Here is a 14,042-nt window from a genome sequence, read left to right on the forward strand (position 1 = left end):
GGTTAGCCCTGCTCCGGCTCCGAACTCGGCCTGGCGTGCTTGGGGTCGGTGTCGGTGCGGATGACCTCGGTCTTGGCGTCGTCGGTGGATGTGGGGATCGATTCGGTGGGCGCTTCGCGACGCGCGGTCGGGATGGTTTCCGTGGGTGCGTCGCGCTCGGCGGTCGCGACCCCCGCGGTGCGTTCCTCGGCGCGGGCCCCGGGGGCCGTCTGTGCGGGTATCTCGCCGGTCGGCGTCTCATCGCCGCGAACGGCGGAGAAGACGTCGGTGTCGCCCTCCCGCTCCGGCTTAACGCCGAGGCCGTGGTGTTTCTCCGGCGTCTTCTCAAACTGCCGGTCCACCCGCCAGCGGCCCACGGCCACACCGATGATTCCGGGCAGGAAGACGAGGAGGGCGGTGAAGGCCGCGAACGTCGTCAGCTCGTTGATCAGGCCCCCGGTGTACAGCCCCGTGTACACCAGCGCGATGAGCCAGGCCACCGCGCCGCTGACGATGCCGGCGAAGAGGCCGGCCAGCAGCCAGGTCATCGCCAGGTCCTGGCGACGGTCCGGATCCGGGTTGGCCCTGGCGTCGGCGCGGCCGTCCAACACACCCCACGCGGTGACGCCGATCACGAACAAGAGCAGCAGCACGACGCTGATCAGCCCGGCCTGTGTTTGCCACGCGTTGATCAGTGCACCTTGAATCAAACGGACGACGACCATCGCGCCGGCGAACACCAATCCGCGCAGGATCCAGTTCCTCATAGGGGAAAATCCTAGCGAGTACCGTCAAGGGTCGTGACACATTCCCAGCGTCGAGACAATCTGAAAGCGCAGATCGGTGCCAGCGGGCTGGAAGCGATGCTGGTCACGGACCTGATCAACGTGCGCTACCTGTCGGGCTTCACCGGTTCGAACGGCGCGTTGCTCGTTTTCGCCGACGATCGCGGCCCTGTGCTGGCCACCGACGGCCGGTACCGCACCCAGGCCGCCGAGCAGGCGCCCGACCTCGAGGTCGCCATCGAGCGGGCCGTCGGGCGCTACCTCGTGCGCCGGGCCGCCGAGGCCCGTGTCGGGAAACTGGGCTTCGAGAGCAACGTGGTCACCGTCGACGGCTTCGACGCGCTGACGGGCGAGCTGGAGGAGCGCAAGGCGGGCACCGAGCTGGTGCGGGCCGCCGGGACCGTCGAGGCGCTGCGGGAGGTCAAGGACGCCGGCGAGGTCGCGCTGCTGCGGCTGGCCTGCGAGGCGGCCGACGCCGCGCTGACCGATCTGGTGGCGCGCGGCGGCCTGCGGCCCGGCAGGACCGAACGCGAGGTGAGCCGCGAGCTGGAGTCGCTGATGCTCGACCACGGCGCGGACGCGATCTCGTTCGACACCATCGTGGCCGCCGGGCCGAATTCGGCCATCCCGCACCACCGCCCGACCGACGCGGTGCTCGCCGACGGCGACTTCGTCAAGATCGACTTCGGCGCCCTTGTGGCCGGCTACCACTCCGACATGACCCGCACGTTCGTGCTGGGCAAGGCCGGTAAAGCCGCGGCCTGGCAGCTGGAGATCTACCAGCTGGTCGCCGACGCGCAGCGGGCGGGCCGGGAGGCGCTGAAGCCGGGCGCGGGCCTGCGCGACGTGGATACCGCCGCGCGGCAGCTGATCGCCGACGCCGGGTACGGCGAGCAGTTCGGCCACGGTTTGGGGCACGGCGTGGGCCTGCAGATCCACGAAGCGCCGGGAATCGGGGCCACGTCGACCGGCACGCTGCTCGCGGGCTCGGTGGTCACCGTGGAGCCCGGCGTCTACCTGCCCGGCCGCGGCGGCGTGCGCATCGAGGACACGTTGGTGGTTGCCGATGGGACGTCGCACACCGCCGGGGAAACCCCGGAGCTGCTGACCCGGTTCCCGAAGGAACTGGCGGTCCTGACCTAGCTGGTGCCGGTGGTGCCGTGGGCGCCGAACAACAGTCCGCGTTGGCGGACTTGGTCACACGCGGCGCTGTTGGACATGATGCCCAAAGTTGGTTCTTTGTTAGGTTTCCGCGCGAATACCCGCAGGCTAGGCTGACCGGATGCGAGAACCGACATGTCATATGTGACCGCGAGGCCGGAGGTAATCGCATCCGCGGCAACGGATTTGGCAGGCATCGGCTCGAACCTCGGCGCGGCCCACGTCGCGGCGGCCGCCCCGACCCTCGCGGTGCTGCCCGCGGCCGCCGATGAGGTGTCGGTAAGCATCGCCAACTTCTTCTCTCGGCACGCTCAGCACTACCAGACGCAGGCCGGGCAGGCGGCCGCGTCTCAGGAGCAGTTCGTGCAGCGTTTGGCCGCGGGCGCGGGCTCCTATACGGCCGCTGAGGCCGCCAACGCCGCGTTGCTGCAGCCCGCGGCTGCGAGTGCGGGCTCGATCACCAGCGCAATATCCACCATATGGGGCGATGTACAGAATTTCTTAAACGGCGCTGTCACCACATTGGAGCAGATACTCAATCAATTAGCGGGATTTCTGCTTCCGCTGATCCGCCAAGCCATCGCCTTTTCGGTGGCATTCTTCTTCGTGTTCGTTCTGCCAACGATAGACATTGCGCTGAATATCTTGGTCGCCCTGTAAGGGGCAGGGTCCGCGCGATCCCGGCGCCGCCCGAGCCGCCGGGAGCGGGCGCACGGTGCAGGCCGGCACCGCGGCGCGGGTAATCTGCATGGGGCGCACTGACAGCGAAGTTCCCCCGGGAACTGGCCATCCCTTAGGAGATACACCGACGTGGCATCGACTGCCGACTTCAAGAACGGACTGGTGCTGGCGATCGACGGCCAGTTGTGGCAGATCGTCGAGTTCCAGCACGTCAAACCCGGCAAAGGGCCGGCCTTCGTGCGCACCAAGCTGAAGAACGTGCTGTCCGGCAAGGTGGTCGACAAGACGTACAACGCCGGCGTGAAGGTGGACACCGCCACCGTGGACCGGCGCGACACCACCTTCCTGTACCGCGACGGCTCGGACTTCGTGTTCATGGACAGCCAGGACTACGAGCAGCATCCCCTGCCGGAGTCCCTGGTCGGCGACGCCGCCCGGTTCCTGCTGGAGGGCCTGCCCGTGCAGGTGGCTTTCCACAACGGGGCGCCGCTGTACATCGAGCTGCCGGTGTCGGTCGAACTGGAGGTCACCCACACCGACCCCGGCCTGCAGGGCGACCGGTCCAGCGCGGGCACCAAACCGGCCACGTTGGAGACCGGCGCGCAGATCCAGGTGCCGCTGTTCATCAACACCGGGGACAAGCTCAAGGTGGATTCGCGCGACGGTAGCTACCTGGGCCGTGTCAACGCGTGAGCGGGCCGCATGGCTGCTAGGGGACGCCATCAGGCGCGCAAGCGCGCAGTCGACCTGTTGTTCGAGGCCGAGGCCCGCGGGCTGACCCCGGCGGAGGTCGTCGACGTTCGGACCGCGCTGGCCGGCGCGAATCCGGACGTGTCGGCGCTGTACCCCTACACGGCCGCGGCGGCGCGGGGGGTCAGCGAGCACATCGCCCACATCGACGACCTGATCAGCTCGCACCTGCAGGGCTGGACGCTGGACCGGCTGCCCGCGGTGGACCGGGCCATTCTGCGGGTCGCGGTGTGGGAGCTGCTCTACGCCGACGACGTGCCGGAGCCCGTCGCCGTCGACGAGGCCGTGCAGCTGGCCAAGGAGCTGTCCACCGACGAGTCGCCCGGCTTCGTCAACGGCGTCCTGGGCCAGGTCATGGTGGTGACGCCGCAGATCCGCGCGGCCGCCAAAGCGGTCCGTTCCGCCGCCGCCAACACCCCGGACGAGCACGAACCGCCGTCATGACCCGGTTGGAGCTGCGCGTCGTCGTCGCCGCCTTCCTGGCCGCGACGGTGGTGCTGGGCGCCGTCGTCTGCGCCGCCTACGGGTGGACCATCGTCGCGTCGGTGCTCTCGATCTACGCGCTGGGCGTCGGCGCCTGGCTCTATCACTCGATCGAGCGCCTGATCGTGGCCCGCCGCATCAGCACCGTCCGCTCGGCGGCCAGGCCGCTGCAGCCGCTGCTGCCGGTGATGGCCGCCATCATGGGCCTGACGCAGGCCGTGGTGCGGTCGCTGAGCGACGTCACCGAGTTGCCCGCGCGCCATTGGGACCTCCCGGTGCTGCGGTGGATGGAGGGCACCCAGGCAAATCGGCGCGTGGTGGACGGCGACGTGGAGGGCGATGAGGCGGCGGATCGCTGACCGACACCCGGTGAAATGATCCCGCGGCGGCCGCGGGCGGGCACAATGGCGGCTACCGATGGAAAGCTGCCGGTCATGACGGAACGGACGGCGACCGTGGCGGTCTCGCTGACGCTCGCCGCGATGGTGTCCTCGCCATTCGCGGCGGTTGCGCGCGCCGAGCCGTACTACGCGTTTCAGTCGCCGTCGGCAAACGTCTACTGCGGCCTGGGCCAGTCGGACGCCACCACCTTCGCAGTGTGCGAGATCCGCGACCACACCTGGGCCGCGCCGCCCCGCCCGACGCCGTGCATGGGCGGCTGTGGCGATCGGATCAGCATGCGACAGGGCGGCGCGCCCCAAATGTCTTGCCACACAGACACGCTCAAAGACCCGGCGTCCCCGGTGCTGGAGTACGGGCAGACCCGGTCGCTCAACGAACTCACGTGCGACAGCGAAATCTCGGGCATGACATGCACGGACCGCGGCAGCGGTCACTATTTCCGCTTCGCGCGCGATAATTACGAGCTGCACTGATGCGAAGAAGGTGACGACATGAATCGAGACAGTGCCCGGCCGCGACGACTTCGAGTGTCCGCGCTGGCGGCCGTCGCCAACCCGTCGTACACGCGCCTGGACACGTGGAACCTGCTCGACGACGCGTGCCGTCACCTCGCCGAGGTCGACCGCGCCGGCCTGGACAAGACGCACGACGTGTGCCGGGTGCAGCGGCTGATGGATCGGCTCGGGGCCTACGAGCGGTACTGGCTCTACCCGGGTGCGGCGAATTTGGCGACCTTCCGTGCCCACCTCGACTCACTGTCGACGGTGCGGCTCGCCGAGGAGGTTTCCCTGGCCGTGCGCCTGCTGAGTGAATACGGCGACCGCGCCGGGCTGTTCGATACCTCGGCGCCGCTGGCCGAGCAGGAGCTGGTCGCGCAGGCCAAACGGCAGCAGTTCTACACGGTGCTGCTCGCCGACGATGCCCCCACGACGGCTCCCGACAGCCTGGCCGAGTGCCTGCGGGCGTTGCGCAAACCGTCCGACGACGTGCAGTACGAGCTGCTCGTGGTGGGAAGCATCGAGGACGCCGTCACCGCGGTCGCGCTGAACGGCGAGATCCAGGCGGCGATCATCCGCCACGACCTGCCGCTGCGGTCCCGCGACCGGGTGCCGTTGATGAACACGCTGCTGGGGGCGGTCACCGAGGACGTGGTGGCAAGCGATCACCAGGATTGGATCGAATGCGCCGAATGGATCAGGGAGTTGCGGCCACACATCGACCGCTACCTGGTCACCGACGAGTCGATCGCCGCGGAGACCGAGGACGAACCCGACGTCTACGACCGAACGTTCTACCGGCTCAACGACGTCACCGACCTGAACAGCACCGTGCTGGCCGGACTGCGAAACCGTTTCGCCACCCCGTTCTTCGATGCCCTGTGCGCCTACGCGGAGGCCCCGGTCGGCCAGTTCCACGCGCTTCCGATCGCCCGGGGCGCCAGCATCTTCAACTCCAAGTCGCTGCAGGACATGGGCGAGTTCTACGGCCGCAACATCTTCATGGCCGAGACGTCGACCACGTCCGGGGGATTGGACTCGCTGCTGGACCCGCACGGCAACATCAAGGCGGCGATGGACAAGGCGGCCGTGACGTGGAACGCCGATCACACCTACTTCGTCACCAACGGCACGTCGACCGCCAACAAGATCGTCGTGCAGGCGCTGACCCGCCCCGGCGACATCGTCCTGATCGACCGCAACTGCCACAAGTCGCACCACTACGGCCTGGTGCTCGCCGGGGCCTATCCGCTGTACCTGGACGCCTACCCGCTGCCCGAGTACGCGATCTACGGCGCCGTGTCGCTGCAGACGATCAAGAGGGCGCTGCTGGACCTCGAGGCGGCCGGCCAGCTGCACCGGGTGCGCATGCTGCTGCTCACCAACTGCACATTCGACGGGGTCGTCTACAACCCTCGCCGGGTGATGGAGGAGGTCCTGGCGATCAAGCCGGACATCTGCTTCCTGTGGGACGAGGCCTGGTACGCGTTCGCGACGGCGGTCCCGTGGGCGCGGCAGCGGACCGCGATGGTGTCCGCCGAACGCCTCGAGCAGATGCTGGCGTCCCCGGAATACGCTGCGGAATACCGGGTTTGGGCCGCGTCGATGCGCGAGGCCGATCGTTCCGAGTGGGTTGATCGCCGGCTGCTTCCCGACCCCGCCCGTGCGCGGGTCCGGGTGTACGCGACGCACTCCACGCACAAGTCGCTGTCGGCGTTCCGGCAGGCGTCGATGGTCCACGTCCGCGACCAGGATTTCAAGGCGCTCACCCGCGACGCGTTCGTTGAGGCGTTTCTGACCCACACGTCGACGTCGCCGAACCAGCAGCTGCTGGCGTCGCTGGACCTGGCGCGCCGGCAGGTCGACATCGAGGGCTTCGAGTTGGTCCGCAACGTCTACAACATGGCGCTGGTCTTCAGGCACCGGGTCCGCAAGGACCGGCTGATCGGCAAGTGGTTCCGCATCCTCGACGAGTCAGACCTGGTGCCCGACGAGTTCCGGGCGTCGTCGGTCAGTTCCTACCGTCAGGTCCGGCAGGGTGCCCTGGCCGAGTGGAACGAGGCGTGGCGCTCCGACCAGTTCGTGCTCGACGCGACGCGAGTCACCCTCTTCGTCGGCAAGACCGGAATGAACGGGTACGACTTCCGCGAGAAGATCCTGATGGACCGGTTCGGCATCCAGATCAACAAGACCTCGATCAACAGCGTGCTGCTGATCTTCACCATCGGGGTCACCTGGTCGAGCGTGCATTACCTGCTCGACGTGCTGCGGCGGATCGCGACCGACTTCGAGCGCAGCGAGAGCGCCGGCAGCAAGGAGGACCGCGCCCTGCAGCAGCGCCGCGTCGAGGAGATCACCGAGGACCTGCCGCACCTGCCCGATTTCAGCGAATTCGACGTCGCCTTCCGCCCCGTCGACGCCTGTAGGTTCGGCGACATGCGGTCCGCGTTCTACGCCGGATACGAAGAAACGGACCGCGAGCACGTGCTGATCGGCATGGCCGGGCGGCGGCTGGCCGAGGGCAAGACCCTGGTGTCCACCACGTTCGTCGTGCCCTACCCGCCCGGCTTCCCGGTGCTGGTCCCGGGCCAGGCGGTGTCCAAGGAGATCGTCTATTTCCTCGCCCAGATCGACGTCAAGGAGATCCACGGCTACAACCCCGAGCTGGGCCTGTCGGTGTTCACCGACGCCGCGCTGGCGCGAATGGAGGCCCAACGCAGCGCGGCGACGGCCGCGGTGGGTTCGGCGTACCCCGTCTTCGAGCTACCCTCGGATGCCTCCGCCGCCTCGGCCGCCTTGGCGCGCAACGGCGACATCGCGGTCCGGACGGTTACCGAGGACGCGTGAACGGGCTTACGGCCCAGGCGGATTGGCCCTGCCCCACGATGCCGGAGCCGGCAGCGATGGCGAGGCCGAGCAGGATTTCGGGGGTCATAGCGGCGGGTCGGCTTCCGCGTCGATCACCAGCGGTTCGGCGGGCTGGGGAGAGATGTCGACGAGAGCCTCGTCGGATTGATAGAGGCTACTGATCAACAGCGCGTGACAATTGTCGGCGCCGTCCAGATGGCACGCGTAGAGGAAATTGCCGGAGACGCGCCGGTCGACGTGCGCGGGTGCGAGATAGAGCGCGGGGTTCTCCATCCAGCCCATGCTGGAATCCTCGACGGCGATGGGCGTTTCACCCGGAAGGTCGGCGAGCGCCCGGCGCAATTGCTCGACGTTCATCGGTCGCCAACCTACGAGCAGGTCGCTGAGAAGCCGCTGAGGAGCCCGGCGAGCTGCGGTGTTCCCGACCCATCCGCGGCGCCGCAGAATCGAGGGCGTGCGGGTGTCGATGCGGTCGTTGTCGCGCTTCAACTTGGGCATCTCCGCTCGCTCGGCCGCCGTATCGGCGGTCGTCGTATTGTCCGCCCTCACCTTTGCCGGCGCGGGACTGGACGTGACTCTGTACCGGTCGCTGTTGGGGGGCGTCGACGATGCCGCCGTCGCCAGGGTTCGCGACATCTCGCAGGCCCTGCAGTCCAAATCGCTCACCGGCCTCGACAGCGCCCTGTTGACCACCGACCAGCGCGTGGTCGCGATCCAGCTCGTCGCCTCCGATGGCGTGGTGGTGAGACGATCCGGTTCCGCGCCTAAGACGCCGTTGATCCCCTGGAGCCAGTTTGGCTTCAACCTGCGCCGCGGCATGCCCGACGATGCCGCGCCGGGCGACGACATGCGTGTCAGCGGTCAGCGGGTCGCGACCCCATCCGGGGACTACACGGTGCTCGTGGGAGGGGGCAGCGAGGCGGTGGAGGCGACCGCACGGACCGTCGCGCTGCTGTTGGCCGGCGGCGCCCCGATCATCATCGCGGTGGCGGCGGGCGCGAGCTACTGGCTCGTGCGCCGGTCGCTGCAGTCGGTGGACGCGATCCGCACCAGGGTGGCCGAGATCTCCACGTCGGATTTGGCGGAACGGGTGCCGGTGCCCGACCGCCGCGACGAGATCGCGGCCCTGGCGCTCACCATGAACGACATGCTGTCGCGCATCGAAGCCGGTCACCGCGCGCAACAACGATTTCTCGGTGACGCCTCCCACGAGCTGCGCAGCCCGCTGGCCACCATCATCTCCGGGTTGGAAGTCGCCGAGGCGCATCCCGAGCTGCTCGACGCCGAGCTTGCGATCAACACCCTGCTTCCCGAGGCGCACCGCATGCACGCGCTGATCGAAGACCTGCTATTGCTGGCCCGCGCCGACGAGCAAAGCCTGGTGTTGCGCAAAGAAGGGATGGCCCTCGACGAGCTGGCCGGGGCCGAGGCGGCCCGGGTGCGGCGGGAGGCGACATGCGCGGTTGACACCGACATCGGCTCGGCGCGCCTGACCGGCGACCCGGCGGCCATCTCCCGGATGATCCGCAACCTGGTGGATAACGCTGTCCGCCATGCTAACTCGCGCATCGCGATCGCAGTTGGCGGCGGAAACGGCACGGCGATACTCACCGTCAGCGACGACGGCCCCGGCATCCCACCGGCGGAACGGGTGCGGGTATTCGAACGCTTCGTGCGGGTGGATTCGGACCGCTCCCGCAGTGGTGGGGGAGCCGGCCTGGGCCTGGCGATCGTCGCCGAGGTCGTCGCCGCTCACGGCGGCACGGTCACCATCGACGACCGGCCCGGCGGCGGAACGAAAATGATCGTGGCCCTGCCTCAGCAGGCGAACCGATAACCGACGCCTCGGGCCGCCATCTCAGCGAATGGCGGCGAGCAGTGCGTTCAGCGACTCGGTCTCGGCCGCCGGGTCAGGATGACGCGCCCGCACGGCCTTCAGGGCGGAGTCGATTTGACCGTCGATCACCTTCCATGCGTTGCCGTCCATCGGCCGCAGCGTGGACTCGTCGTCGTCCCAGGCGTGTTCGAGGTCGGTGATGCGGGCCTTGGCGCCGTTTTGATCGCCGGCCTGCACCTTGGCAAGCGTGGCCTGGACAATGGCGCGGAATTTCGCGATCTCGGCCGGTGGGAAGTGTGCGGTCAGCTGGCCTGGGGCGACCGCCACGGCTGCTGGCGGCGCGCCGGCTTCCTCCTCGCCTGCCACGGCCGAATGCGGCCGTGCAGCCGACCAGACAAGAAGCGCAGCCGCGGCCGCGGCCACTACGACGTAGTAGCCGAGCATGATCCGTTCGCGCGCTGGATTCGTCCGGACGACCCGCGTGCGGTCCCGCTCATGCCTTTCCATGACGTCGGCGCGGGTGACGGTGAGGTAGGCGACCGTAGCCAGGATCGCGATCAGGAAGATCGCGCTGGTGGCGGCGGTTCCCAAGCCGAGGCCACGACTGGCGTGCGAGGACGCGAGCCAGTCACCGAGATTCGCGCCCAGCGGTCGGGTCAAAATGTAAGCAAGCCAGAAGGACAGCACGGCGTTGGCGCCCATCCGCCACCCGATCATGACGGCCACGATCATGCCGGCCGGCAGCAGCACCGAGACCCCTGGCCCCCAGCCGGTTACCCGCAGCGTCCAATCGCCGGCGGCGGTGCCCAGCGCGAAAGTGACCAGCACGGCAAGCCAATAGAACAACTCCCTGGGCAGTGTCACGATGCTGTGGATCGACAGGGTGCGTTCCCGCGCGAACCACACACCGAAGACGACCGCTAAGGCGACCGCGAACGCGCTCGTGCTCACGGCGAGGGGAACGCCCAGATCATCGGTGAGGACGTCGGTGTAAAGGGTGCCGGTGACGCTGAAGACGACGACAGTCAGCCAGTACACAAACGGCACATAGCGGTTCAGTCGCAGCTGCCACGCCATGACCGCCGCAAGCACCACCGTGAAGATCAGCGCGGTCCTGTGCAGGCCCACGCCCATCGTAATGTTGATCCAGTCCGCAAAGCTCTCACCTACGGTGGTACACAGGATTTTGATGATCCAGAACCACACCGTTACCGCGGGCACTTTGCTCAGCGTCCGGCGGGTTTGACCGGCCGCAGGTCTGGTTGTCTCAGTCACGCCGCAGACGGTACAAGGCCCTCGCTGAGACGGCACTGAGAAGCCTTGAGGCGGGCAGCTGCAACCGCAGTGGCGGCGGAACGGACCCGGGGGTCAGCCTCAGCACAGTAGTCGGTACCCGACACCCCGGATCGTCTCAATGGTGTTGGTACCGAAGGGAACGTCGATCTTGCGACGCAGATATCCCACGTAGACTTCGACGACGTTGTCCGGTCCCTCGTGGTGCGCGTCCCACACGTTGCGCAGGATCTCGGCCTTCGTCACCACCATGCCCTTGTTGCGCATGAGGAACTCCAGCACCCCATACTCGCGGGGGGTCAGCGCGATCGGGGTCGAACCGCGGTGGACCGTGTGCCGGGCCGGATCGAGTGCCAGCGACCCCGCGGTCAACACCACCGGCCGCTCGGGCGCGCCGCGACGCACCAACGCGCGCAGGCGCGCCAGGAGCACCCGAAACGAAAACGGTTTGGTCAGATAGTCATCCGCTCCCAAATCGAACGCATCGGTCTCGTCGTACTCGCCGTCCTTGGCGGTCAGCATGAGCACCGGCGTCCAGACGTGCTGCGCGCGCATTTGACGCAGCACCTCATATCCGCTGTGGCCGGGGAGCATGATGTCGAGAACCACGACGTCGAAGCTGTTCGTGATCGCCTCTTGCAGTCCCTCGACGCCGGTGCCGACGGCCAGCACGACGAAGCCCTCGGCCCTCAGGCCCATCGACAGCGTCGCCGACAGGCGTGGCTCATCCTCGACGAGTAGGACCCTCATGCCGTTTCGCTACTTCTGCCGCTCCACCTTTCGGCTGGCTCGGGTGGCGTCCGGGGCGCTGCGGCAAAACGATGACCAACGCAACGACGATCGCTGCGATGACCGCCGAGGCCAGTGGGCGGCTCAGGGCCAGGCCGCCGGCGGCGACCGGCTTATCAAGGAAGTCCCCCACGGTTGCGCCCAGGGGCCGCGTCAGGATGAAGGCGACCCAGAACAGGGTGACGCGCGACACGCCGGTCCAGTAATACAGGGCCGCAACCGCGGCAAGACCCGCAGTGAATACCAACGCGCCGCGCTCGTAGCCGAATCCGCGAGTGTCGGCGAGCCAATCGCCGAGCGCGGTGCCCAGCGTCTGCGAAAACGTGATGGTCGCCCAGTAGAACGCCTCTACTTTCGGCGTCGAAACCGTGCTCACGGATACCGTTCCTTGCGACCAACGCCAAAGCCCCAATGTAGTCAAGACACAACCAAGAAGCAGAAGCGATCCGCCCGTGTAGCCGATCCCCAACGATCGGTCAGCGAAATCGGCCAACGTCGTGCCGAACGTCGTCGAGGCCACGATGGTCGCCCAGTACAGACTCGCATGGAACTGCTTGGCGAAGATCTGCGCAGCGACCAGTGCGACCAGCGCGCCGCCGAAAATCGTGACGCCAAACAGATACCCCCAATTCTTGAGCGTATCAGCGTGGAAGAGGGTCATCGTGACGGCGTCGCCGCCGGTCTCGCCCAGCGTCGTCGCCAGGATCTTGATCACCCAAAAGCCCAGGGTGACGGCCGGTACCTTGGTCAAAGCATCTTTTGCAGCGTCGTTCGTCACGTAGTGATCTTCCGGTCTGGTTGTCGTGCTTGTCTACGGTACTCACGCTGAGAAATCGCTGAGATCGACCAAAATGGCTGTGCGTACCCTATGAATTTTGCCGTGGGCGCCGGCGCGGACAGAACTTGACGCGAAACTTTCGTCGCGATCCCAAATCATAAGTTGTTCAACATTTCTCAATATGTTTGCGAAAGCGCATCCATGCGTCAATGCTAGCTGTAACTTAGGAATAATCTTAGGGTTCAAGAAGTTTGGGCCGCCGCGACGGCCGGTGGCCGCCGAACGCTGTGCCAACATGAATAAATGCTGAAGGAAACGGACAGCATGTCACCGGCCGGGGCGGGGGCGCGGTGGTCAATCATGGTCGTCTCGTTGGGGGTAACGGCAACTTCGTTCCTTTTCATCAACGGGGTGGCGTTTCTGATTCCCTCGTTCGAGGCGCGCCGCGGCCTGTCGCTGACGCAGGCCGGCCTGCTGGCGTCGATGCCCAGTTGGGGCATGGTGGTCACGCTGGTTTTCTGGGGCTGCGTGCTGGACCGGGTCGGCGAGCGGACTGTGCTCACTGTGGGGTCGGCACTCACCGCGGCCGCGGCCTATGCCGCCGCGTCGGCCCATTCGGTGCTGATGATCGGTGCCTTCCTGTTCATCGGCGGGATGGCCGCGGCCAGCTGCAACACCGCCGGCGGCCGGCTGGTTTCCGCCTGGTTCCCACCGCGGCAACGCGGTCTGGCAATGGGCATCCGCCAAACCGCGCAGCCATTGGGAATCGCTTTGGGCGCGCTCGTCATGCCCGAACTGTCCGAAAGCGGCCCGCACCGGGGGCTGATGTTCCTCGCGGTGATGTGCACGGTGGCGGCGGTGGCCAGCGCGATCGGAATCATCGATCCGCCAAGGAAATCCCGCACGGCGGCGGCCGAGGAGGAACTGGCCAGCCCCTATCGCGGCTCGTTCGTGCTGTGGCGGATCCACGCGGTGGCCGGGCTGCTGATGATCCCTCAGACGGTGACCGTGACGTTCATGTTCGTGTGGCTGATGGCTCGCCATGGTTGGTCGGTGGAGGCCGCCGGCGCTCTAGTCACCCTCTCCCAGGTACTGGGTGCCGTGGGCCGAATCGCGGTCGGCCGCTGGTCGGATCGCGTCGGCTCGCGAATGCGACCGGTCCGTGCGATCGCCATCGCCGCCGCCCTGACCCTGTTCCTGCTCGCCATCACCGTCAGCACCGGTTCGGGATACGACGTGTTGCTCATGGTTGCCGCCTCGGTGCTCGCGGTCCTCGACAACGGGTTGGAGGCCACCGCAATCACGGAGTTCGCCGGGCCGTTCTGGAGTGGACGCGCGCTGGGCGTGCAGAACACCACGCAGCGGCTGATGGCCGCCGCCGGGCCGCCGCTCTTCGGGGCACTGATCATGGCGGCCGAATACCCGGCGGCCTGGGTGCTCTGCGGGTTGTTCCCGCTGGCGGCGGTGCCGCTGGTGCCCACCCGGTTGTTGCCGCCCGGCCTGGAAAGCGAACCGGCAGCACCGGAGAGCAATCGAGAAATGGTCGGTGCTTCGCGAACGTAGTGTCGTTTTTTGCTCACCGGGATCGCAAAGACGTCCGCTTTCGCCAGGTGGCGCATTAGGGCGGTGGGTGCCGGTTTCGGCTGGTCGTCGCCGAATCGCGCCCGGCGCAATGCCCCGAGCCGCCGCCGCGGGCCCTGGTTCACCGCCCCGGATGGCCCGCCGAGCCGCGTTAGCGT

General features: G+C 67.5%; 13 protein-coding genes and 1 pseudogene. 9 read left to right on the forward strand and 5 right to left on the reverse strand.

What is annotated here, in order from left to right; translation table 11 throughout:
- Window positions 1–2 precede the first annotated feature (2 nt).
- Window positions 3–746: a B-4DMT family transporter gene (locus JWP83_RS23185; protein ID WP_297735405.1), complete on the reverse strand. Its 744-nt coding sequence runs from the start codon at window positions 744–746 to the stop codon at window positions 3–5.
- A gap of 33 nt (window positions 747–779) precedes the next feature.
- Between JWP83_RS23185 and JWP83_RS23190 the strand changes: the two genes are divergently transcribed.
- The 7 genes from JWP83_RS23190 (at window position 780) to JWP83_RS23220 (ending at window position 7,585) form a co-directional block, all read left to right on the forward strand.
- Window positions 780–1,907, forward strand: coding sequence for a Xaa-Pro peptidase family protein (locus tag JWP83_RS23190; RefSeq protein WP_297735408.1), 1,128 nt, complete (start codon window positions 780–782; stop codon window positions 1,905–1,907).
- 153 nt (window positions 1,908–2,060) lie between these two features.
- The gene (locus JWP83_RS23195) at window positions 2,061–2,585 is read left to right on the forward strand and encodes a PE family protein (protein WP_297735411.1); all 525 of its coding nucleotides are present in this window, start codon (window positions 2,061–2,063) and stop codon (window positions 2,583–2,585) included.
- 150 nt (window positions 2,586–2,735) lie between these two features.
- Complete coding sequence (gene efp, locus JWP83_RS23200) at window positions 2,736–3,299, forward strand: elongation factor P (protein ID WP_297735414.1); 564 nt, start codon at window positions 2,736–2,738, stop codon at window positions 3,297–3,299.
- Window positions 3,300–3,308: 9 nt separating this feature from the next.
- On the forward strand, window positions 3,309–3,800 hold the full coding sequence (nusB, locus tag JWP83_RS23205; RefSeq protein ID WP_297735417.1) for a transcription antitermination factor NusB: 492 nt from the start codon (window positions 3,309–3,311) through the stop codon (window positions 3,798–3,800).
- On the forward strand, window positions 3,797–4,198 hold the full coding sequence (locus JWP83_RS23210) for an antitermination protein NusB (RefSeq protein WP_297735420.1): 402 nt from the start codon (window positions 3,797–3,799) through the stop codon (window positions 4,196–4,198). The genes nusB and JWP83_RS23210 overlap by 4 nt, the downstream gene beginning before the upstream one ends.
- 75 nt (window positions 4,199–4,273) lie before the next feature.
- The gene (locus JWP83_RS23215) at window positions 4,274–4,714 is read left to right on the forward strand and encodes a DUF6636 domain-containing protein (RefSeq protein WP_297735423.1); all 441 of its coding nucleotides are present in this window, start codon (window positions 4,274–4,276) and stop codon (window positions 4,712–4,714) included.
- An 18-nt stretch (window positions 4,715–4,732) separates the two neighbouring features.
- Entirely contained in the window at window positions 4,733–7,585 is a 2,853-nt protein-coding gene (locus JWP83_RS23220; protein WP_297735426.1) for an aminotransferase class I/II-fold pyridoxal phosphate-dependent enzyme, read from the forward strand.
- 84 nt (window positions 7,586–7,669) lie between these two features.
- On the opposite strand, the gene JWP83_RS23225 is transcribed toward JWP83_RS23220, so the two are convergent.
- Entirely contained in the window at window positions 7,670–7,963 is a 294-nt protein-coding gene (locus tag JWP83_RS23225) for a hypothetical protein (RefSeq protein WP_297735428.1), read from the reverse strand.
- Between the two features lie 109 nt (window positions 7,964–8,072).
- Here JWP83_RS23225 and JWP83_RS23230 point away from each other — a divergent pair, with 109 nt between their 5' ends.
- Complete coding sequence (locus JWP83_RS23230; RefSeq protein WP_297735533.1) at window positions 8,073–9,443, forward strand: ATP-binding protein; 1,371 nt, start codon at window positions 8,073–8,075, stop codon at window positions 9,441–9,443.
- Between the two features lie 21 nt (window positions 9,444–9,464).
- On the opposite strand, the gene JWP83_RS23235 is transcribed toward JWP83_RS23230, so the two are convergent.
- The 3 genes from JWP83_RS23235 to JWP83_RS23245 all read right to left on the reverse strand — a co-directional run bounded on the left by JWP83_RS23235 (window position 9,465) and on the right by JWP83_RS23245 (window position 12,303).
- Window positions 9,465–10,718 (reverse strand): hypothetical protein, encoded by a 1,254-nt coding sequence (locus JWP83_RS23235; RefSeq protein ID WP_297735431.1) that lies wholly within the window; start codon window positions 10,716–10,718, stop codon window positions 9,465–9,467.
- A 99-nt stretch (window positions 10,719–10,817) separates the two neighbouring features.
- Complete coding sequence (locus tag JWP83_RS23240) at window positions 10,818–11,486, reverse strand: response regulator transcription factor (protein ID WP_297735433.1); 669 nt, start codon at window positions 11,484–11,486, stop codon at window positions 10,818–10,820.
- Window positions 11,461–12,303: a hypothetical protein gene (locus tag JWP83_RS23245; RefSeq protein WP_297735436.1), complete on the reverse strand. Its 843-nt coding sequence runs from the start codon at window positions 12,301–12,303 to the stop codon at window positions 11,461–11,463. The genes JWP83_RS23240 and JWP83_RS23245 overlap by 26 nt, the downstream gene beginning before the upstream one ends.
- A gap of 324 nt (window positions 12,304–12,627) precedes the next feature.
- Here JWP83_RS23245 and JWP83_RS23250 point away from each other — a divergent pair.
- Window positions 12,628–13,822: pseudogene (locus JWP83_RS23250) on the forward strand (MFS transporter); the annotation flags it as partial.
- Between the last annotated feature and the right edge of the window lie 220 nt (window positions 13,823–14,042).

Origin of the sequence: Mycobacterium sp. (genome assembly GCF_025965855.1) — a bacterium.
Taxonomy (GTDB): Bacteria; Actinomycetota; Actinomycetes; order Mycobacteriales; family Mycobacteriaceae; genus Mycobacterium.